The sequence below is a fragment of the Acinetobacter pittii genome (genome assembly GCF_022449185.1).
Lineage (GTDB): Bacteria > Pseudomonadota > Gammaproteobacteria > Pseudomonadales > Moraxellaceae > Acinetobacter > Acinetobacter pittii_I.
On record NZ_JAKUKO010000007.1, the window covers coordinates 68,286 to 88,586 of the forward strand.

At 40.8% G+C, this 20,301-nt stretch carries 19 protein-coding genes; 4 read left to right on the forward strand and 15 right to left on the reverse strand.

What is annotated here, in order from left to right; genetic code table 11:
- Nucleotides 1-10: 10 nt before the first annotated feature.
- The 3 genes from MKX14_RS15020 to mmsA all read right to left on the reverse strand — a co-directional run bounded on the left by MKX14_RS15020 (nt 11) and on the right by mmsA (nt 4,157).
- The gene (locus MKX14_RS15020; RefSeq protein ID WP_240282822.1) at nt 11-1,660 is read right to left on the reverse strand and encodes an AMP-binding protein; all 1,650 of its coding nucleotides are present in this window, start codon (nt 1,658-1,660) and stop codon (nt 11-13) included.
- A gap of 77 nt (nt 1,661-1,737) precedes the next feature.
- Nucleotides 1,738-2,628: a 3-hydroxyisobutyrate dehydrogenase gene (gene mmsB, locus MKX14_RS15025; RefSeq protein WP_174743204.1), complete on the reverse strand. Its 891-nt coding sequence runs from the start codon at nt 2,626-2,628 to the stop codon at nt 1,738-1,740.
- 11 nt (nt 2,629-2,639) lie between these two features.
- Nucleotides 2,640-4,157 carry a CoA-acylating methylmalonate-semialdehyde dehydrogenase gene (gene mmsA / locus MKX14_RS15030; protein WP_031947076.1) on the reverse strand — a complete coding sequence of 506 codons (1,518 nt, stop codon included), beginning with the start codon at nt 4,155-4,157 and terminating at the stop codon, nt 2,640-2,642.
- Between the two features lie 166 nt (nt 4,158-4,323).
- Between mmsA and mauR the strand changes: the two genes are divergently transcribed.
- Entirely contained in the window at nt 4,324-5,205 is an 882-nt protein-coding gene (gene mauR / locus MKX14_RS15035) for a LysR family transcriptional regulator (protein ID WP_240282824.1), read from the forward strand.
- A gap of 63 nt (nt 5,206-5,268) precedes the next feature.
- Here the strand turns inward: mauR and MKX14_RS15040 are convergent, their stop codons facing one another.
- From MKX14_RS15040 to dadA, 5 genes are all read right to left on the reverse strand, one after another.
- A complete protein-coding gene (locus tag MKX14_RS15040) occupies nt 5,269-6,699 on the reverse strand; it encodes an amino acid permease (RefSeq protein ID WP_240282825.1) in 1,431 nt (476 codons plus the stop codon).
- A 370-nt stretch (nt 6,700-7,069) separates the two neighbouring features.
- Nucleotides 7,070-8,509: an amino acid permease gene (locus MKX14_RS15045; protein ID WP_240282827.1), complete on the reverse strand. Its 1,440-nt coding sequence runs from the start codon at nt 8,507-8,509 to the stop codon at nt 7,070-7,072.
- Nucleotides 8,510-8,670: 161 nt separating this feature from the next.
- On the reverse strand, nt 8,671-9,030 hold the full coding sequence (locus tag MKX14_RS15050) for a RidA family protein (protein WP_000071347.1): 360 nt from the start codon (nt 9,028-9,030) through the stop codon (nt 8,671-8,673).
- Nucleotides 9,031-9,040: 10 nt separating this feature from the next.
- Nucleotides 9,041-10,144, reverse strand: a complete 1,104-nt coding sequence (alr, locus tag MKX14_RS15055; RefSeq protein WP_240282829.1) for an alanine racemase — start codon at nt 10,142-10,144, stop codon at nt 9,041-9,043.
- Between the two features lie 20 nt (nt 10,145-10,164).
- The gene (gene dadA, locus MKX14_RS15060) at nt 10,165-11,430 is read right to left on the reverse strand and encodes a D-amino acid dehydrogenase (RefSeq protein ID WP_049064659.1); all 1,266 of its coding nucleotides are present in this window, start codon (nt 11,428-11,430) and stop codon (nt 10,165-10,167) included.
- Between the two features lie 136 nt (nt 11,431-11,566).
- Between dadA and MKX14_RS15065 the strand changes: the two genes are divergently transcribed.
- Nucleotides 11,567-12,034, forward strand: coding sequence for an Lrp/AsnC ligand binding domain-containing protein (locus tag MKX14_RS15065; protein ID WP_005804788.1), 468 nt, complete (start codon nt 11,567-11,569; stop codon nt 12,032-12,034).
- A gap of 40 nt (nt 12,035-12,074) precedes the next feature.
- Here the strand turns inward: MKX14_RS15065 and MKX14_RS15070 are convergent, their stop codons facing one another.
- Entirely contained in the window at nt 12,075-13,220 is a 1,146-nt protein-coding gene (locus MKX14_RS15070; protein WP_240282831.1) for a DUF1624 domain-containing protein, read from the reverse strand.
- A gap of 75 nt (nt 13,221-13,295) precedes the next feature.
- Here MKX14_RS15070 and MKX14_RS15075 point away from each other — a divergent pair, with 75 nt between their 5' ends.
- On the forward strand, nt 13,296-15,386 hold the full coding sequence (locus MKX14_RS15075) for a TonB-dependent receptor (protein WP_240282833.1): 2,091 nt from the start codon (nt 13,296-13,298) through the stop codon (nt 15,384-15,386).
- 45 nt (nt 15,387-15,431) lie between these two features.
- Here the strand turns inward: MKX14_RS15075 and MKX14_RS15080 are convergent, their stop codons facing one another.
- From MKX14_RS15080 to MKX14_RS15100, 5 genes are all read right to left on the reverse strand, one after another.
- On the reverse strand, nt 15,432-15,812 hold the full coding sequence (locus MKX14_RS15080) for a nuclear transport factor 2 family protein (RefSeq protein ID WP_191016070.1): 381 nt from the start codon (nt 15,810-15,812) through the stop codon (nt 15,432-15,434).
- Between the two features lie 28 nt (nt 15,813-15,840).
- Nucleotides 15,841-16,218 (reverse strand): ribonuclease E inhibitor RraB, encoded by a 378-nt coding sequence (locus MKX14_RS15085; RefSeq protein ID WP_005079563.1) that lies wholly within the window; start codon nt 16,216-16,218, stop codon nt 15,841-15,843.
- A 127-nt stretch (nt 16,219-16,345) separates the two neighbouring features.
- Nucleotides 16,346-17,011 carry an RluA family pseudouridine synthase gene (locus MKX14_RS15090; RefSeq protein ID WP_046813260.1) on the reverse strand — a complete coding sequence of 222 codons (666 nt, stop codon included), beginning with the start codon at nt 17,009-17,011 and terminating at the stop codon, nt 16,346-16,348.
- A 111-nt stretch (nt 17,012-17,122) separates the two neighbouring features.
- Entirely contained in the window at nt 17,123-17,824 is a 702-nt protein-coding gene (locus tag MKX14_RS15095; protein ID WP_017399751.1) for a DUF1003 domain-containing protein, read from the reverse strand.
- An 80-nt stretch (nt 17,825-17,904) separates the two neighbouring features.
- Nucleotides 17,905-18,408: a DUF2867 domain-containing protein gene (locus MKX14_RS15100; RefSeq protein ID WP_046813258.1), complete on the reverse strand. Its 504-nt coding sequence runs from the start codon at nt 18,406-18,408 to the stop codon at nt 17,905-17,907.
- Nucleotides 18,409-19,017: 609 nt separating this feature from the next.
- Here MKX14_RS15100 and MKX14_RS15105 point away from each other — a divergent pair.
- The gene (locus MKX14_RS15105; RefSeq protein ID WP_240282834.1) at nt 19,018-19,719 is read left to right on the forward strand and encodes an SDR family NAD(P)-dependent oxidoreductase; all 702 of its coding nucleotides are present in this window, start codon (nt 19,018-19,020) and stop codon (nt 19,717-19,719) included.
- Nucleotides 19,720-19,804: 85 nt separating this feature from the next.
- Here MKX14_RS15105 and MKX14_RS15110 read toward each other — a convergent pair whose 3' ends face one another.
- Nucleotides 19,805-20,263, reverse strand: a complete 459-nt coding sequence (locus MKX14_RS15110) for a hypothetical protein (RefSeq protein ID WP_240282835.1) — start codon at nt 20,261-20,263, stop codon at nt 19,805-19,807.
- Between the last annotated feature and the right edge of the window lie 38 nt (nt 20,264-20,301).

Genomic DNA, 20,301 nt, shown 5'->3' on the forward strand with positions numbered 1-20,301 from the left:
ATTATTTCCTTTACCCTGCTTTAGCTTGTTGTTTAGCAATTTCTTGATTACGCAATAAAAAGCGCTGAATTTTGCCACTTGGAGTTTTAGGTAATTCACTCACAAATTCAACTAAACGTGGGTAAGCATGAGCAGAAAGTCGTCTTTTAACAAACTGACTAAGTTCTTCAGCAAGTGTTTCTGATGGTTGAGTAGTCGCGGATAAAATCACGAATGCCTTAACCACTTCGGTACGGTCTGGGTCAGGCACACCAATCACTGCTGCTTCAATTACAGCATCGTGTTCGAGTAGTGCGCTTTCTACATCGAAAGGCCCAATACGATAGCCCGATGTAGTGATTACATCATCACTACGACCAACAAAGCTCATGCTGCCATCGGCATGAAGCTCGGCAGTGTCGCCAGTTAAATAGTAATGACCAACAAATGGCGATTTTCGGCTTTCTTTATAGCCGCCGAACCACATCATTGGAGACTGGCTAATATCGACTGCCAAAATTCCTGGGGTGTCCGCTGGAAGTTCTTCACCTTGTTCATTGACAATCGCAACGCGATAGCCCGGACTTGGGAAACCTGCTGAACCAGCATGAATTTCATGTTTTAAACCATGATGATTACATACCACCATGCCCACTTCAGTTTGCCCATAGTGGTCATAAATCGGAGCATCAAGCACTTGTTTAAACCAGCGTATTACTTCTGGATTCAGCGGTTCACCGGCACTGCTCACTACACGGAACTGCCCTTTTAAGGGCGCCATTTGTGCTGGGTCAGCCGCCATCATCATACGGTAAGCCGTTGGTGCACCTGCCAAGTTGTTAACTTTATAATCTTTCACAATTTGGCATAGGCTATCTGTGCTGAAACCACCTTCATAGAATAAAGTAGCGTGACCTAAGAATAACGGCCCAGTAATCGCATAGTAGAGACCATACGCCCAGCCCGGATCGGCAATGTTCCAAAACGAATCTTCTTCGGTTAAACCAATCGCATCTTGCATATATCGACCAAAGGCAATTAGTGCTTTTAATGACACTTCCAATGGTTTAGCAGGACCTGTAGTGCCTGAAGTAAACATGAGCAAGAAAGGATCTTGAATGCTACGCATAACCAGATCGCATTGATCAGACTGCTGTTTCACTTCATTCCAAAAATTAAAATCACCTGCTTTAAGCGGAGTACCTTGTGCGTCAGCGACAGTCACAATTGCAGGGCAATTTTCAATTTCATCAAGCTTGCTACGGTTGCCCATATCGGTCACCACTAGCTTACTTTGTGCAAGCTGAATACGGTGCTCAATCGCTTTTGGGCCAAATGCAGTAAATAGTGGTTGATAGACAGCACCAATTCGCCAAGCTGCAAAAATAGTCACGATCAATTCAGGTGTTCTTGGTAATAGACCTGAAATACGGTCACCTGCTTTTACACCTTGTGATTTTAGAAAGTTGGCAAACTGACTTGACCACTCTTTTAATTCACGGAAGGTATATTGCTCTTTTCTTCCGTCTTTTCCTTGCCAATACAGCGCAATTTTGTCGCCATCTGCATGTCGATCACAGCATTCATAACAAGCGTTGAGTGCATCCAGTGAACCTGACAACATCTGTTTTGCAGTACTTTCCAAATCGAAAGCCTGTGCAGCATTTTGATAATCCATCATATCTTTTCCCTCAGTCCGGATTTGTTGTTATTCACGACAGGGTTTAATGTGTTTAAAGCCATCCTTTGGCTTTACCGTTACGCCTCTTGTGGCAGGTATTGCTGAATAATGCTCGAAAAATCGAGATGAGCATTACCACGCATGCACATTTGCTGATAAAGCTGTTGCACCATGCCACCTAATACCACTGGCTGTTTGACTTGGCCCGCGGCCTCTACAGCAAGTCCTAAATCTTTTAGCATCAGCTGAGTCGCAAAGCCGTCTTGATAGCCGCGAGATGCTGGCGCATTTTCATTAATATGCGGCCATGGGTTACATACATCCGAACTCCAGCAACGGCCACTTGAGGTGTTAATGACGCCTGCCAATGCTTGTGGGTCGATGCCGAGTTTCACACCAAGCGCCATACCTTCAGCAACAGCGGCCATTGAAATACCTAAAATCAGGTTGTTGCAGATTTTGGCAATTTGGCCTGCACCGACATCACCACAATGAACAATATTTTTGCCCATGTGGCTGAGCACTGGTTTTACTTCGTTAAAGGTTTGATCATCGGCACCTACCATAAAGGTTAAAGTTCCAGCTTGAGCACCAATGGTTCCACCAGAGACTGGTGCATCACAGATTTTAATATTTTTGCTATGTGCAACAGCCGAAATATCTTTGATGGTTTGCGGGTCAATGGTACTGCTATCAATGCATAAGCTACCTGCTTTTAGCACCTCCAATACACCATTTTCACCCAAGTAAACGTCTTTAACATGCTTTGCTGCAGGCAACATGGTAATGACCACATCAGCTTGTTTTGCTGCTGCCTGTGGGCTGTCGCAGACTATGCCACCTGCCTCGGCGAAGTGCTGAATAGCAACTTCACTGAGGTCATAACCATAAACTTTGATTCCGGCTTTAAGTAGGTTATGGGCCATTTTGCCGCCCATATTTCCTAGACCGATAAAGGCGATATTCATCCGTGATCCCCTTAACGTAAACTAATGGTTGTGTTTACACCGCCAACTTCATGGCTATCTTCAAACCAACGGCTAGTAATGGTTTTGGTCTGGGTATAGAACTGGACAGCCTGTTTGCCGTATGGTCCCAAATCACCCAGTTTTGAGCCTCTTGAACCTGTAAAACTAAAGAACGGCACAGGTACAGGAATTGGAATGTTGATACCGACTTGACCAATATCAATAAGGTTTTGGAAAGTACGTGCAATCGCACCGCTTTGGGTAAATAGACCTACACCGTTACCAAATGGGTTGGCATTGATAAGCGCAATCGCTTCATCGAGTGTATCTACACAAATAATCGAAAGTACAGGACCAAAGATTTCTTCTTTATAAATACGCATGTCGGTATTTACGCCACTAAAAATCGTCGCGCCGACAAAGTTACCCGATTCATAGCCTTGTACTTGAACATCACGACCATCAAGCAGAAGTTCTGCACCTTGCTCAACACCGCTATTAATTAAGTCCAGCACTCGCGCTTTAGCACGTTTTGAAATGACTGGGCCAATGTCAGTATTTGGTTCATGGCCTGCATTTACTTTTAAGGTTTTGGCTTTTTCGACTAACTCTTGAATCCACTGTTTGCTGTCACCAACCATGACTGCAACAGACAATGCCATACAACGTTGCCCTGCTGCACCAAACGCTGCGCCTACTAGAGCATTTAAGGTTTGCTCTTTATTGGCATCTGGCATCACAACCACATGGTTTTTTGCACCCATCATCGACTGAACGCGTTTGCCATGTTGTCCTGCAAGGTTATAAACATGTGTTCCAACCGCAGTTGAACCTACAAATGAAATCGCTTTAATGTCTTTATGGGTACACAAACGGTCAACCACTTCTTTGCCACCATGCACAACGTTGAGTACGCCTGCTGGAATACCTGCTTGAATGGCAAGTTCAACCAGCATCATGGTTGATAACGGGTCTTGTTCTGATGGTTTTAAAACAAATGTATTGCCGCACACGATTGCCATTGGGAACATCCAAAGTGGAATCATGGCTGGGAAATTAAACGGCGTGATACCCGCACAGACACCCAAAGGTTGTTGCAAGGTATACGTGTCTACACCACGCGCGACACCTTCAACATATTCACCCATTTGCAAAGTGCCGACCGAACAGGCATGTTCAACCACTTCTAGACCACGTTGAATATCGCCTTCAGCGTCTGCCAAGGTTTTACCCTGTTCAGCCGTTAGTACTTGTGCAATTTCTTTCATGTTGGCACGAATCAAGTCTTGTAGCTTGAGCATGATGCGCATACGTGCCTGAATTGGGGTCTGGCGCCAAGAAGCAAAAGCATCTTGTGCAGCTTGAATAGCAGCGTCAACTTCTTTAACCGTTGCAAATGGTACACGACCAATTACTTCCTGAGTCGCAGGGTTAACAATGTCTTGCCATTCCTGTGTTTCAGATTCAATAAAATTTCCGTTAATGAGTAATTTAGCGGTTTCCAATTCGATTTTTTGGATTGTGTTCATAACCTCTCCGTAGGCCATATTTTTATTGTGTTCAATTATTAGAAAATACTTTTTGATCGTATTTTCTTTATTCCAGTTTCAATTGAGACTAGCAAAGAAAACTTTGACCACCAACGCAAATTCATGCACGATTGTTGTGCAAATATGCACAAGGATGACAACAAAAATGAAAGTGGATTGGGATCATCTACATTTTTTTCTGGTTTTAGCTCGGACTAAAACCTTGACCAATGCTGCACGTATTATTGGTGTCGAGCACAGTACGGTGGCTAGACGGATTCAGGCCCTAGAACTTGCTTTGGGTACAACGCTGTTTAAGCGTGAAGCGACGGGTTATGAGCTAACACTCGAAGGGATGGCACTGGTTCCTCGAGTTGAGCAAATGGAACAAGCTTTCTTACAAATTGAAAAACCACACCAACCTTTGCAAGGTCGTGTGCGAATTGGCACACCTGAAGGTTTTGGTACTGCGTTTTTAGCTCGGTTATTGGCTGAATTCTCTATCCAATATCCACTGCTCACCATCGACCTGATACCCGTGCCAAAAATGATTAAGCTTTCACACCGTGAGGCAGATATTGTTGTGTCAATTGATCGTCCTACGTCTGGCCCTTACATCATTACGCGATTATCAGATTATTGTTTAAAAATTTATGGTAGCAAAAACTATCTGACCCAGAACCCACCTATCCGAGTCTTAGAAGATTTAACCCAACATCGCTTTGTGAACTATATTGACGATCTGGTATATAGCCCCGAGTTGTACTGTTTAGAACGACTCCCTTTAAAACTGAATGCTAACTTCCGTAGCAGCAGTATTTTGGCCCAGCAAATTGCGGTAAGTGCAGGTGCAGGGCTTGCGATTTTGCCCAAGTTTTTGGCAGATGATAAACCGGAACTTGAAGAGGTGTTAGAGCAACAAGTTCGCTTTACCCACACGTTTTGGATGCTGACCTTTGTTGACTTACAACATGAACCGCGCATTAAGTTGGTTTGGGACTATTTGCGTAAACAAGCTGACAAATATCAGCATTTGTTGGTTGATTAAAGAACCTAAATAAAAAAAGCCAATCATGATAGATTGGCTTTTTTTGAAATCATTTATAGTTCATTAAACAAGTTCTTGGCCTAGTTTTTTCATGCGTGGTTTATAAAACACATGATAGCTAACGCCTAAAACAACTAGCCATAATGGACTCACGTATACCGCTTTTAATGTATCTGGCTCTAATGCCAAAATCACTAAAGTAAACAAGAAGAATGCAATAACCACATACGCCATCAACACCCCACCCGGCATTTTAAAGGTCGATTTAGCATGTAACTCTGGACTTAACTTACGGTAACGTAAATAGCATGCCATGATCAGAAGCCATACACTAATAAAGAGAATCACACAGAGTGAACTTGCCAAAGTAAATGCTTCCATGGTGTTTGGAACAAAGTACTGAAGCACCGCCCCGCCCATAATGAAAATACATGAGAAGATTAAGCCGTTTGATGGCACTGCACGTTTTGATAAACGGCCCAATGCACTCGGTGCCTGCCCATCTTTTGATAAACCGAACAGCATACGACTAGTTGAAAATACGCCGCTGTTCATTGAAGACATCACCGAAGACAGTACGACCAAGTTCATAATGATGGCTGAAATCGGAATACCCGCATTTAAGAACAACTCAACAAATGGGCTTTTATCTGCACGGATATGGTCCCAAGGGGTAACTGACATAACGATAAAGAGCGACAAAACGTAGAACAGGATAATACGTAACGGAATAGCATTAATCGCTTTAGGTAGATTCGTTTGTGGATCTTTTGTTTCAGCAGCAGTTGTACCAATCAGCTCAACGCCAATGAAGGCAAACACAGCAATCTGAAAACCTGCCAAAAATCCGCTTACGCCTTTTGGAAATATGCCGCCATGAGACCACACGTTACTTACACTCACAACCTCACCATGCGGAGCTTGGAAATGAGTAAAGATCATGTAGCCACCTACTCCGATTAGGCCAATAATGGCTAAAATCTTAATGAGTGCGAACCAAAATTCAACTTCACCAAATAACTTCACCGTAAGAAGGTTAAGCCCTAAAATGAATAGTACACAGCCTGCACTAATCATAGCCTGTTGCATTGGTGAGAAACTAGTACCTTCGGGTAGCCAGAAACTTAAATAATTAATGACCGCAGAAAGATCGGCAATACCGACCAGTACCCAGCCTAACCAATAAGTCCAACCGATATAATAACCAGCCCATGGGCCAATCAAGTCATAAGCCATATCGACAAATGATTTGTAATGTAAGTTGGCAAGCAGTAGTTCACCCAATGCACGCATCAGAAAAAAGAACATGCCACCAATTAACATGTAAATTACGAGAATTGAAGGACCTGCGAGGGAGATGGTTTTGCCCGAGCCCATAAATAAGCCGGTTCCAATTGCGCCGCCAATTGCAATCATTTGTAGATGGCGATTATTTAATTTCCGTTGTAAATGATCAGGGGAGCTTGCCTCATCAGAATGATGAACCATTGTCATATTAGAAGTCCTTTTTATATTTTGCTTAACTTAAATCAGCAACCTATAGGGAGAAAAATGAACCGTATATCGAGGGTTGCTGAGTCTATACCTCAGGACAAGATGTTCAAGTATATTTTTCCTTAATTGATAAATCGTTTGTCCTGATTTTTTTTAAGTCACATTATTTATGTACTGCCTTCACGGCAATTTTAATTAATCAATCTGAGTTTCCAGATTAGCCGAAGTTTAGCATGTGATAATGCTATATGTACTTTGCCAATACCCTCCAAACTGCTCTATTGATCCAAAAATAAACAATATTATTCCGATAAAAAATCTAATAAAAATAAAAAAAGCCAATCATGATTGATTGGCTTTTTAATAAAACTTAATGATCGTTGACGAGTTCACGTCCTAGTTTTTTCATGCGTGGTTTATAGAGCACATGATAAGTAACGCCTAAGATAACTAACCATACTGGGCTGACATACAAAGCTTTTAAAGTATCTGGCTCTAATGCCAAGATGACTAAAGTGAAAAGCATGAATGCCAAAACAACATAACTCATCCACACGCCACCTGGCATTTTGAATGTTGATTTTTCATGTAATTCAGGACGTAATTTACGATAGCGTAAATAGCACACCATGATGAGACTCCAGACACTAATGAATAGAATCACACACAGTGAACTTGCTAAAGTAAATGCTTCCATGGTGTTTGGAACAAAGTACTGAAGCACTGCTCCACCCATAATGAAAATACATGAGAAAATCAAACCATTTGAAGGTACTGCACGTTTTGATAACCGCCCAAATGCACCCGGTGCCTGACCGTCTTTTGATAGACCAAAAAGCATACGGCTGGTTGAAAACACACCGCTGTTCATTGAAGACATTACCGAAGACAGCACTACCAAGTTCATGATGATGGCTGAAACAGGAATACCCGCATTTAAGAATAACTCAACAAACGGGCTTTTATCTGCACGAATGTGATCCCATGGGGTTACTGACATCACAATAAATAGCGCCAACACATAGAACAAAATAATACGTACCGGAATCGCATTAATTGCTTTAGGTAAGTTTTTCTGTGGATCTTTCGTTTCGGCAGCCGTTGTACCTACGAGTTCCACCCCGACAAAAGCAAATACAGCAATCTGGAATCCTGCCAAGAAGCCTTCTGTACCTTTCGGGAATAAACCGCCATGTGACCAGACATTACTAATGCTTGCAACAGCACCTTGCGGAGCTTGGAAATGGCTGAAAATCATGTAGCCGCCCACTCCGATTAGGCCAATAATCGCCAAGATCTTAATAAGAGCAAACCAGAATTCAATTTCACCAAATAGGCGTACTGTTAGGAGATTAAGACCCATCACAAACAATACACAGCCTGCACTAATCATGGCTTGCTGTATCGGAGAGAAGCTTGCCCCATCGGGTAGCCAGAAACTCAAATAGTTAATAACCGCTGAAAGGTCCGCAATACCCACCAGCACCCAACCTAACCAATAAGTCCAGCCCAAATAATAACCAGCCCAAGGACCAATCAGGTCATGAGCCATATCAACAAAAGATTTGTAATGCAGATTTGCAAGGAGCAACTCGCCCATTGCACGCATTAAGAAAAAGAACATGCCTCCAATAATCATATAGATCAAAAGGATTGAAGGACCTGCGAGGGAGATAGTTTTGCCCGACCCCATAAATAAGCCGGTTCCAATTGCACCGCCAATAGCAATCAGTTGTAAATGACGGTTAGACAGTTTTCGTTGCAGATGATCAGGAGAATTTTCCGTATCTGAATGACGAGCCGTTGTCATATTAAAATTCCTTTTTGAATTCCTTTGTTAAGATCAGCAACCTATAGCGAAAATCGAACTGTATGCTATAGGTCACTGAATCTGTTCACCAAAAATGACTGGTTAAACCGTATCTATCTTCCTTCTGTTAGATACATCATCATTTTTGGAGTAAAAACGAATTACTTTTGTGCTGCCGTCACGGCAATTTCAATTAACCAATCCGGATTGACCAAATCGGCCTGAATTGTGGCACGCGATGGTGCAACACACCCTTTTAACCAGTCAACCCAAATTGCATTTACGGTTGAAAAGTCAGAAAGATTTTTTAAATAGAGCTGCGCAGAGAGCAAGCGAGATTTGTCGGTATTGGCTAATGCCAAAAGTTCATCAATCGTTGCAAGAATTTCACGAGTTTGGCCTGCCACGTCTTGCTCGGTATTTTTAGGTACCTGACCTGACAAATAAACTACTTTGTTAAAAACAGTCACGGCGCTCATGACTTCGTTAGTGTTAATCTTTTGTATATCTGAATTAGACATTCGAATTTCCTTATACCTGATTAATAAATTGAACACGGGCGGTGACGGCACACATCAGTTCATAGCCCACCGTACCGGATGAAACTGCGACATCATCAATAGGTAAAACGACGCCTTTACTTGATTGGCCCCAGAGCACGACTTCACTGCCGACTTTGGCACTGTCAATGCCCGTTAAATCGACTGCCAACATATCCATGCTGACACGACCAATTGTGCGAGTTCGGACTGAGTCCACTAAAACAGGCGTACCTGTTGGTGAAATACGTTGATAACCATCTGCATAGCCACAAGCGACAATCCCAATCGTCATCGGTTGCTCTGCGACAAAGTTTGAGCCATAACCTACGCTTTCATTCGGCTCTAAATGCTGAACGGAAATAATTTCACTGCGTAAGCTCATGGTGGGTTGTAAGCCCCAGTCCGCAATACTATGCGTCGGGTAGTCTGGCGAGCTGCCATAGAGCATGATGCCGCTACGGGCATAATCTGATTTGAGCTGGTCTTGATAGCGCAGAATCGCCGCGCTATTACTTACCGATCTTTCACCTGGTAAATCTTTAACAATTTCTTCAAAAGCATTGATTTGATAATCAATACCTTGCTGACCGAAACGCTCGCCATCTGCATCTGAAAAATGCATCATGTGCGTAATCTTGGACACATTTGCCAAGTTATTTAAATGTTCCCAAGCCTGAACATAGTGTTGTGGTTTAAAACCAAGACGGTTCATACCACTGTTCATTTTTAGGCAAACATCAAATTGAGCCGGATAAGGATGCTTTTCTACCCACTCGATTTGCGCTTCACTATGAATGGTGAAACTGAGTTGATACTGCACACAATCGAATAAGTCTTGAGGAGAAAAAACTCCTTCGAGCAACAAAATTGGACCTGTCCAACCTAGAGCACGAATTCGTTTTGCTTCATCAAGATCAAGTAAGGCAAAGCCATCTGCTGCTTTAAATGCTTCATAAACACGTTCAATGCCATGTCCATAAGCATTGGCTTTTACAACGGCAAAGACCTTACTGTTTGGCATAGCCTTGCGTACCACCGCCAAGTTATTTTGTAAGGCTTGACGGTGGATGACTGCGGTAATAGGACGAGGCATGATTAATTTCCTAACGTCTGTTAAGCCGCATGTGCGTGTGAATAACGCTGAATTGAAAGACCATCGGTACTGATATCAGTCTTATGATTCAATACGATGTCACTGATTAATTTTCCTGAACCACACGCCATGGTCCAGCCTAAAGTACCGTGACCTGTATTCAAGAACAGATTTTTGAAGCGAGTCGCACCAATAATTGGAGTGCTGTCTGGAGTCATTGGACGTAAACCTGTCCAGAAAGACGCCTGCGCCATATCACCGCCCGGGAACAAGTCCTGAGTCACCATTTGCAAGGTTGCACGGCGATCTTCGTTTAAGCCTAAATTGAAACCGCTTAACTCTGCCATTCCACCTACGCGAATACGTTGGTCAAAACGAGTAATCGCAATTTTGTAGGTTTCATCAAGCACTGTAGATTGCGGAGCAAAAGCAGGGTCAACAATAGGAATCGTCAACGAGTAACCTTTGACAGGATATACAGGCAACTGTAGATCAAGTGGTTTCAAGAAATCACGTGAATAACTACCAAACGCTAGTACATAGCGATCTGCGGTTAAGACCTTGCCATTGACCTGAACGCCCTTAATTTGATCGCCTTCAACAATCAATTTTTCTACGTTCTGATTAAACTGGAAGTTAACACCCAACTCTTTAGCAATTTGAGCTAAAGCATTGGTAAATAAATAACAGTCACCTGTTTCGTCATTTGGTAAATGTAAACCACCAACAAGTTTATCTTGTGCATTTGCCAATGCTGGTTCTACACGACCAAGTTCGTTGCCATTTAATAATTCGTAGCTTACGCCGCACTCTTGTAGCACGCTAATATCGCGTTGAACCGCTTCCATTTGTGCTTCTTTACGGAATAACTGCAACGTACCTTTAGCACGGTTTTCGTAGTTAATGCCCGTATCTTTTCTAAGTTCACGTAAGCAGTCACGGCTGTATTCAGCCACGCGCATCATACGTTCTTTGTTTACAGCATAGCTTTGTGGATTACAGTTTTTTAGCATTTGCGCCATCCACTGTAATTGCCACATGCTGCCATCTAAATTAATCGCAAGCGGTGCATGGTGTTGGAACATCCATTTCACAGCTTTAAAAGGAATTCCTGGTGCTGCCCAAGGAGTCGAATACCCAGGCGAAATTTGACCTGCATTACCAAAACTTGTTTCTTCAGCAGGACCTGACTGGCGATCGAGAACAGTAACCTCAGCTCCTTGTTGAGCTAGATAATAGGCACTTGCCACTCCAATAACACCGCTACCTAAAACAATTACGCGCATTTCCATTCCCTCACGCACACCAGTTTATTTCACTAGTATATTTCTGCTTCAATAGTTTATTTCACTGTTTTTTAGGCTATAATCTAGGTAAATTTATGTTTTTCTCGCGAGAATTTAAAAAAAAGAGGAAATATCTATGCGCCCCTTAGATCGTATAGATCGCATGATTCTGGACATTTTGCAGCGTGAAGGACGAATTGCGATTAGTGAATTGGCATCGAGAGTTAACCTGTCGACCACCCCTTGTTCAGAGCGTGTAAAACGCCTTGAACGCGATGGTATTATCATGGGTTATTATGCTCGGCTAAACCCAGCCTTTGTGGACCGTAACCTGCTTGTCTTTTTAGAAATTAAGTTATCTGCCAAATCTGGCGATGTGTTTGATCAGGTGGCTAGAGATTTAGTTGAGATTCCTGAAGTGCTTGAATGTCACCTTATTTCAGGCGAATTTGACTACCTTGTAAAAGCACGTTTAAAAGAAATGAGTGCATATCGCCGCTTATTAGGAGATCTACTAAAGAAACTCCCCGCTTCGGCATCGTCACACAGTTATGTGGTTATGGAAGAAGTCAAAGAAACTCTATATCTAGATGTAAGCAAGTAAAGCGAGCATTCTTGAAATCGCTTTACTCACCTTTTGGAAATTAGAAATATTTTAAAATCGAAATATGTTTATTTTGATGTTTGAACTTCGAGAACCACTTAACTGCTGGATAGAGCGCAAAAGACAACACAATCGTGATTAACCACAGCATCCATACATGATTGACCGACAAATAGTTTCCGTAGTTAGCTCCCCACACACTGAGCGCAAACACATACATCAGTTTCAACACATATAAATGCAGTAAGTAAAAGAACATAGGCACCGAGCCAAACACCACCAAGGGTTTTAGAAATGAATATTGCTGCATACGCTCAAAAGCCACCAGCACAATCAAGCCAATTCCAACATTCAGCAAAATAAACAGTAAAGACGGTGGATACTTAGTGAGGTTAAAAAAGCTCATAAGGCTAAGTTGTAATGACTCAAAATGCTGCCATGGCTGGTCACCATAAACATTAATAAAACGCAGTAAAACAAATAACCCAATACTTGCCAAACCAAGGCTGAGTAAAGCGCGACCTCTTTGCTTTGCTGTATATTTTGAACTAAAGAACTGACCTAAAACATAGCCTAATAAGATCACACCAATCCAAGGTAAAACAGGGTAACTTGTACGAAGCTTAATACCCGCAAACTCAAGCCAGCCACGTTCATGTAAAACGAACCATATATTCTGTAGGATGCCTTGTGAGAAGTGCACAGAATCTAGCAGGTTGTGCCCAAAAATAATGACCAAAGCTACACCAGCAAGAACTGGCAAAGGCAAACTTACACAGCAAGCCAAAACCACCATGCTAATGCCGATTGCCCAGATCACCTGTAAATAAATGACTTCGGGTGGAAAAGTCGCTGTCCATGCAAAATTCACAAGGGTAAGCTCTAACACAATTAAAAATAAGCCGCGTTTTAATAAGAAGGCACGTGTTTGCTGTAAATCTTGTTTTTTTGATTGAAATAAAAAAGCAGAAATCCCGGTTAAAAGTACAAAAACTGGAGCGCAAATATGGGCCAATAATCGACTGCCAAATAAAGCCGGTTCTGTTACTGTTACGTCCATTGGATCGGTAACCTGTTTATGTAAATAGAAAGTTTCTCTTACATGGTCGAGCAACATAATAATGATGACCAGACCGCGTAAAGCATCAATCGACTGTAAACGTTCAATATTTTTTTCTATAGACATAGCGGTAATCAATAAAATAATGTAACGTTATACTATTACATTTAATTCCTTTTGTCTTTTTATGGCTGATTATTTATGCGACACAAATTAGGATTGTTGTCTTCGTTAGGTCTATCATTTATATCGACCCTCACTTGGGGAGAGGAAACATCAACGGTACTTGAGACCATACGCATTCAGGCCGAAAGCACCCGAGAAGATGTGAGCCAAAATAGCTCGGCAACTAAATTTACTCACGATGTTTTAGATGTCCCTTTTAACCGTGCTTATGTTTCAAAACAAATGATGGAACAACAAGACGTTCAACGGATTGATGACGCATTAACTTTAGTGAGTGGGGTTTTTCATCAAAACAGTTTTGGTGGCGGCTTTTGGGATAACTACTCTTTCCGTGGTTTTAGTACCGATCCCAATTTAGGCGCATCCATGATCCGTAACGGTTTGAGTGTCAACCGAGGGATTAGTGCTCCCAAAGATGTCGTAAATATTGAATCTTTAGAGTTTTTAAAAGGGCCAATGGCTGCGCTATATGGACGCGGTGAAACAGGTGGTTTGCTTAATCTCAACAGTAAAAAACCACAGTGGGAAAGCGAAAGTGAAGTTAACCTACGTGCCAATACCCAAGAACAATATCGAATTAGTCTGGAACACACAGCCCCTATTAACGATGAACTGGCCTATCGTGTAGCAGTGGCTCATGAAGATAATCAAAGCTTCCGTGATCATGTCAGTAGTGAACGTTGGTTCTTTTCACCACAGCTCACATGGAAAATTTCAGACCAGACGCAACTCGACTTTGACAGTGAATTTACAGAACACAAAGGAACCTTTGACCGTGGTGTCAGCACCGTCAATCACCAGTTTGTGATGGACCAGAAAACCTTTACAGGTGAACCTGACGACGGTGATTTGAAAATAAAAGATTACTTTTACCAATTACGTCTGAGTCACGAATTTAACCCTGACTGGAAGCTAAACAGTGCAGTCAGCTATAAAGACGCCAAAATGGTCGGCTTTGCAACCGAACCTCGTCGTATGCAAGCCGATGGACGTACTTTAGAGCGTCAACGTCGCTATCGTGATTATACAAGTCAAGATGTGCTGGCTCAGACAGAGGTACTTGGCAAGGTTGATACTTCGTGGGCTCGCCATGAAATTTTGCTTTCGACCGAGCTTGGTCAACTCGACTATAAACAAAACCAGCTTCGTCGTAATCACAGTACTGGCATGCCAAACACAATTGATATCTACCAACCCGAATATGGCAAATATTTACCGAACTTAGCTCCGTTTACCAATACCAAAGAACAGCAGCGTTACTTTGCACTTAATTTACAAGACCAGATCTTTGTTAATGATCAATGGAGTGTTCTATTTGGCAACCGTTTTGATCAAGTCGAACAAGACTTTAAAAATCACCTGACTCAGACTGAAAGCAACCAGACACTTCATCAAAATAGTCCGCGTTTCGGAGTAAACTTTAAGGCCTCTGAGCAATGGGCGTTTTATACCAACTATGGTCGCTCATTTGCCATGAATAGTGGTATGAATCGAAATGGTCAGACTTTTGCCCCTGAAAAAGGCGAAAGTTATGAGGTTGGTACCAAATATAAAATAAACGACCAAAGTGTGCTGAGTCTCACTCTGTTTAAAATGAAAAAACGAAATGTACTGACAACCGACCCGATCGACAGTAACTTTCAAACCGCAGCAGGCGAAGTGAGTAGTAAAGGAATTGAGTTTGATTTAAATAGCCAAATCACTGACCGCTGGTTCGTCAATGCCAACTATAGTTATACCGATGCGCAAATTGAAAAAGACCAAGACTTGCCAAAAGGCGCTCGTCTGAGCAATGTGCCAAAACACCAAGGTGCTGTAAGTACCAATTATGAGTTTCTACAAGAAGGTTCAACAAAAGCAGGTGTAGGTGCCAACCTTACTTATGTGGGCGAACGTAGCGGACATAATCTTGATAATGGCTTTAATTTACCAAGTTATACGCTGGTCAATTTAAATGGCTACTATGCCCCATCGGACCGCTTACGTTATCAGCTGAATATAAACAATCTGTTTGATAAAACTTACTATGTTTCAAGCTACAGCGATTTATGGGTTCAACCGGGTGAGCCACTGAATGCTTCAATCTCGGCACAGTGGAAGTTTTAATTCATCTATAAAATAAAAAAGCCCGAATTATTTCGGGCTTTTTTATTAGAACATGCCATTTTCATTCACAAGCTGTTCGGGCTGCATTTGCCCGATATCCCAAAGCTCAGCAATTTTTCCATTTTCAAAACGGCAAATATGAACCACAGCCACAATGGTAGGTTTGTCATTCATTTGCATTTCAAGTTTCGAATGCACAGCGACTAAAGTCCCATCTTCAATGACATGCTGAACATCAAAGACTTTATTGGGATTTGCAGCCGCACTTTCACGCATTCCTTCCTTCAACGAAGTTGCATCACCCGCATAATAAGGATTGTGATGCTTGAAGTTAGGCGCAGTGTAATTGCTGTAGGCTTCATCAACTTCGCCTGCTGCGGCAAGTTCTAAAAACCGTACCGCAATTTGTTTTTGAGATAAGTTCATGATTATCTCCTACTCTTTATTTTAGACCTTACTGCAACAGGTCATCTTCTTCGTCTTCCTCGAAGACATAGGCCATACAGCCCCATCCATCATATTCGCCCTGAAATTTCTCAGCGATGCTGGCAAACCATTGCTCTAAATCAACAATATCTGAATACTCAGGTTCCATGTTAACGAAGATGGTAATCACCCATTCATTTGGCTCAACAGAGTCATCTTGAAAAAGTGAAACTTTTTGTTCTTGGTAAAGCAAATAGAGTGCACATTGCTCTGCATTTTTTTGATCATGAAAAGCAATAGAAAATTCAATTTCATGCAACTCGGTTAAATCATCCCCGTCTTCAGCCATTTGCCAAAGTACATTGCCGTTATCGTCATCTGGAAATTGTTCGTAGTCACGAGTCATAAAGTGATCCTTGTTGTTGTCGCAGTATTAATATTATTCAACATCAAGAATACCTGACTTTTATTGCAGTTTGGGTATATATTCAGTTCCCAATTGCATCAAATTAATTCTTTTAATTATATAAATTTTAAAAAGGCACTTGGGATTGAATGACCACATCTGTTCCATTTAAGGGATGTTGGAAAGCCAAATATGCGGCATGTAAGGCCATGCGGTTTAAATGAAAACGTTTAGGCTCAGGGTGATATAACTTGTCCCCCATAATCGGATGTCCTATATGCATCATGTGCACACGTAACTGATGCGAGCGTCCTGTGACTGGTTCAAGTAACACTCGACTTTGATCTGTTTTTTCATCATAGAGGAGCGGTTGAAATAAGGTTTTGGCATGTTTGCCTAATTCAAAATGTACAATTTGTCTTGGGCGATTTTCCCAGTCGGTAATGAGTGGAACTTCAACGCTTCCCTCTTCTGCGACTTGGCCTTGCACCAAAGCAATATAATGTTTTTTGACTGTTCTGGCCTGAAACATTTTACTTACAGCAACTTCTGCATCACGATGCTTGGCAAACATAAGTAAGCCTGATGTCGCCATATCTAAACGATGGGTGACCTTAGCCAAAGGGAATTTTTCTAACACCCGTAAATAAGCACTGTCATGATGCTCAGGTAAACGGCCCATTACCGACAACAAACCCGCAGGTTTATCAACCACAATTAAATCGTCATCTTCAAATAAAATTGAAAGCGGATCTTGTGGTGGAGCGTAAACAAAGTTGTCGTTTAAAGGCATGGTTGTAGAAGCAGCAATGGAGCATGGCGGCAAATCATAAAGAAATTTCGGTTCTACCGCAAAATAATCTATAACGCTCTACTCATGTTCCACGTGAAACTCAGAAAATCTTTATCGTTTTTTATTCATTTCAGCTAAAAGATCAAGCTGAATTTCTTGAATATGTGCAAGCCTTTCCCACTGATGCGATAAAAGATGGTCCATTTTTTCGTGCAAATGGCGAATCTCAAGCTCGGCTTTTAAATTAATTTGATAGTCATGTTGAGAACGTAAACGGTCTTTTGCTTCTTGGCGGTTTTGGCTCATCATAATAATAGGCGCTTGAATTGCAGCTAAACATGACAATACTAAATTCAGCAAAATAAAGGGATAAGGGTCGACGGGACGGACTACCATCACTACCGTGTTTAGAATAATCCAACCTGTCAAAAATAGAGCAAAGCAAATGAGAAAAGCCCAGCTACCACCAAATGTTGCGATCTTATCTGCTAACTTTTCTCCAAATGTCCAATTCTGATCAAAATCCGACTCTGTATTTCGGCTAATCAGCTCATGGCGTTGCATACTACCAATGACTTCATTTTCTAAATTAGAGAGTTCACCCTTTTCGGAACGTAAAATTGATTGAACGTACTTAATTCGATAATCTGCCAGATCGGCTCGACAAATAAAACTTGAGTAATTCCAATCTGGATAGTCTTTTAAAATTTCGTCACTAATCACATTACGAATGACTTCACCAGATACTAGATCTTTTAACGGAAAATTTTTCCCACAAACGGCGCACTGCCGACACTGATTTTTATTCTCCATATTATTCAGCTCTTTATTATGATATTAAGATTATTATATAAACAATTTTGGCTGATCACATCGTAAATAAAAATAGTAATCTAACCTAAAATCTGTAAAGTCGCTGGTACGATTTTTCGATGGGCAGGAATTACAGGTAGCATATACAATCGCCCAAGCCAATTTTTAATATGCACTATTGTAGTTACGGTAAGCACTTGGGTATCTTCATTTTTATAAATAGATAAAGTCACATTCAAATGCTTATCATCATCTCCAATCACTAACTCATTTTCGGTACGCTGCAAAAAAGTAAAAATTCCAATTCGGTCGCCTGCGACATATTCATTTTCTTTTTTATGAGTATCAATCTGCTTAAAACTTCCTAAATCTTTAAGCCCAATCTTTGAAGTAATTTTATTACGCATATTCATGCTCCACTCTATCCACGCTGGAGTGTGTTGAAATAGCTTAATAAGCTGCTGAAATACATTCAGGTCGGGCTGACCAAGCACAATACTCCACGAGTCGTGGAAGTAAGCATTGTTCAATTGAGATGAGATTTGGCTGTCGCTAGGTAAAGCAGAAAGATAAGGCTTATTCATTAAATTATATTCTTGTAAAATATCGTTTTTATTATAGAGAATTTTTTAGGGTGTCAAGGGAAAACATCTATGGTTTACTTCAACAATTATAACTTTGTAAGTTAGAACCTTATGCCTATAAACTTTTGATCTATAGCGTCCTAAGCCGAATCGAGACCTTTTGGGTGAGTACACACTAACGTTATACGTTTTGGTGCATGCTACTCTTTTCGATCCCTATCACACCCTTGAGATATAGTTTAGCCAGCACCCTGCGGGATTGTTTTTCTAAGAAAAGCGAATTTTTAATATTTTTGGGAATTTTTACAACATTAATCCAATTTAAAAGAATTTATTCCCATTTACACATAATTAGTTAAATTTAAATTCCACTTTATTTGTATTTTTCGGTTTATTTTACCAAGAAAATTTTTTAAGCCAAATTGGAAGTTCGTTCAACAGCGCCTGTTTAGCCGAATAACTCATGTAAAGCTAACTGCCTAATCCCCACTTTTAAGCATTTTTATTCTTTGGGTACTATTCTTAGAGATAACTTTTGCGCTTGAATACATTATAAAAACATATTATAAACTATTTCTAACCAAATAATTGGTTTTTTGGAACTTTATAATGAACAACAATATTATAATTTTTGGTTATGGAACAGGTATTTCCAAAGCCGTAGCACATAAGTTTGGTAAAGAAGGCTATAAAATCGGGTTAGTGGCACGCAATGCTGAAAAACTCGAAAAAGCTATTTTAGAACTTAAAACACAAGGTATTGAAGCTTACGCTTTTACATGTGATTTAGCGGTTCTTGAAGATATACCAAATCTTGTTAATCGTATTAAAGACCGATTAGGAGAGATTAAAAATATTCATTGGAATGCTTTCCATGATATTGAAGGCAATATCTTAAAAACCCCTCCACTAGAGCTCACCAAAAGCTTTCATATTCGTGTTTCGAGCTATATTGCGACGGTACAAGCTTGCTTAGGTGATTTAGAAAAGAACCACGGTAGCATTTTATCGACAAATGGAATTTTTGCTTTCGATGCAGTGGGTATCGACTTGGTGGCCAAAGAGTACTCATCATTAGCAACTACTGCTGCCGCTCAATATAAAGCCACCAATTTGCTTGCTCATAGTCTTGCTGACTCAAATGTTTACGTGAGCCAAATAATTGTAAATGGTTTCGTTGATGGTACATCTGGAGCACAAGATAAAACCTACACGGTGCATCCAGAAACAGTTGCAGAGCAGTTCTGGTATTTACACCAGCATAAACAAGAAACTGTTTCTCTTTGTGGTGAAGCCATTCAAGCTGCTTAAACAATTTCTTATGATAGAAGAAGCGTAATCCATTACGCTTCTTCTGATTTTTAAATTTATGTTTGTATGTCAGAGAAGTATTTAATTATTTCTCATATTCTAAAGGATCAATTTTGTATTTTTTAAAGAGAATAGAACGTACGGAGTCATTTATACTGTCATCATGTTTAATAATTGAATAAATATCTTTTTTAGTCAGAGGAATTTCTTTTAGTAAATCAGGTAAGTCCTTCGACCTTATACCACTGACTTCACTAGGTTGTTTTAAGATATTTGGGTCTTGTTCTTCGAATTTAAAATCTACACCTTGTAAATTGAAATAAACCATAACCCTTCTGTTCAAAGAGTCACTATCATCATATAAAACAGTTCCTGCAGGAAGGATTGTATATGGTGCATAGTTATCGAAATTCGATGCTATCCGCAAAGGTTTTTCTAGAACATGAATTTCGGGTGTTTTTGTACGATTCCAGAAGTAATAATTTAATAAGGCCTGTATGATGAAAAGTAAAATTAGTATGGCAATTAATAAATTCTTTTTCATACTTATCTCTTATTTAAACTAAATAAAATCATATGATT

What these genes read in the sequence shown, in the direction of transcription:
- MKX14_RS15020 (WP_240282822.1), bottom strand. Translation starts at nt 1,660, where the DNA reads ATGATGGATTATCAAAATGCTGCACAGGCTTTCGATTTGGAAAGTACT.
- MKX14_RS15070 (WP_240282831.1), bottom strand. Translation starts at nt 13,220, where the DNA reads ATGTCTATAGAAAAAAATATTGAACGTTTACAGTCGATTGATGCTTTA.
- mauR (WP_240282824.1), top strand. Translation starts at nt 4,324, where the DNA reads ATGAAAGTGGATTGGGATCATCTACATTTTTTTCTGGTTTTAGCTCGG.
- MKX14_RS15045 (WP_240282827.1), bottom strand. Translation starts at nt 8,509, where the DNA reads ATGACAACGGCTCGTCATTCAGATACGGAAAATTCTCCTGATCATCTG.
- alr (WP_240282829.1), bottom strand. Translation starts at nt 10,144, where the DNA reads ATGCCTCGTCCTATTACCGCAGTCATCCACCGTCAAGCCTTACAAAAT.
- mmsB (WP_174743204.1), bottom strand. Translation starts at nt 2,628, where the DNA reads ATGAATATCGCCTTTATCGGTCTAGGAAATATGGGCGGCAAAATGGCC.
- MKX14_RS15040 (WP_240282825.1), bottom strand. Translation starts at nt 6,699, where the DNA reads ATGACAATGGTTCATCATTCTGATGAGGCAAGCTCCCCTGATCATTTA.
- mmsA (WP_031947076.1), bottom strand. Translation starts at nt 4,157, where the DNA reads ATGAACACAATCCAAAAAATCGAATTGGAAACCGCTAAATTACTCATT.
- MKX14_RS15110 (WP_240282835.1), bottom strand. Translation starts at nt 20,263, where the DNA reads ATGAAAAAGAATTTATTAATTGCCATACTAATTTTACTTTTCATCATA.
- MKX14_RS15095 (WP_017399751.1), bottom strand. Translation starts at nt 17,824, where the DNA reads ATGGAGAATAAAAATCAGTGTCGGCAGTGCGCCGTTTGTGGGAAAAAT.
- MKX14_RS15105 (WP_240282834.1), top strand. Translation starts at nt 19,018, where the DNA reads ATGAACAACAATATTATAATTTTTGGTTATGGAACAGGTATTTCCAAA.
- MKX14_RS15050 (WP_000071347.1), bottom strand. Translation starts at nt 9,030, where the DNA reads ATGTCTAATTCAGATATACAAAAGATTAACACTAACGAAGTCATGAGC.
- MKX14_RS15075 (WP_240282833.1), top strand. Translation starts at nt 13,296, where the DNA reads ATGCGACACAAATTAGGATTGTTGTCTTCGTTAGGTCTATCATTTATA.
- MKX14_RS15090 (WP_046813260.1), bottom strand. Translation starts at nt 17,011, where the DNA reads ATGCCTTTAAACGACAACTTTGTTTACGCTCCACCACAAGATCCGCTT.
- MKX14_RS15100 (WP_046813258.1), bottom strand. Translation starts at nt 18,408, where the DNA reads ATGAATAAGCCTTATCTTTCTGCTTTACCTAGCGACAGCCAAATCTCA.
- MKX14_RS15065 (WP_005804788.1), top strand. Translation starts at nt 11,567, where the DNA reads ATGCGCCCCTTAGATCGTATAGATCGCATGATTCTGGACATTTTGCAG.
- MKX14_RS15085 (WP_005079563.1), bottom strand. Translation starts at nt 16,218, where the DNA reads ATGACTCGTGACTACGAACAATTTCCAGATGACGATAACGGCAATGTA.
- MKX14_RS15080 (WP_191016070.1), bottom strand. Translation starts at nt 15,812, where the DNA reads ATGAACTTATCTCAAAAACAAATTGCGGTACGGTTTTTAGAACTTGCC.
- dadA (WP_049064659.1), bottom strand. Translation starts at nt 11,430, where the DNA reads ATGCGCGTAATTGTTTTAGGTAGCGGTGTTATTGGAGTGGCAAGTGCC.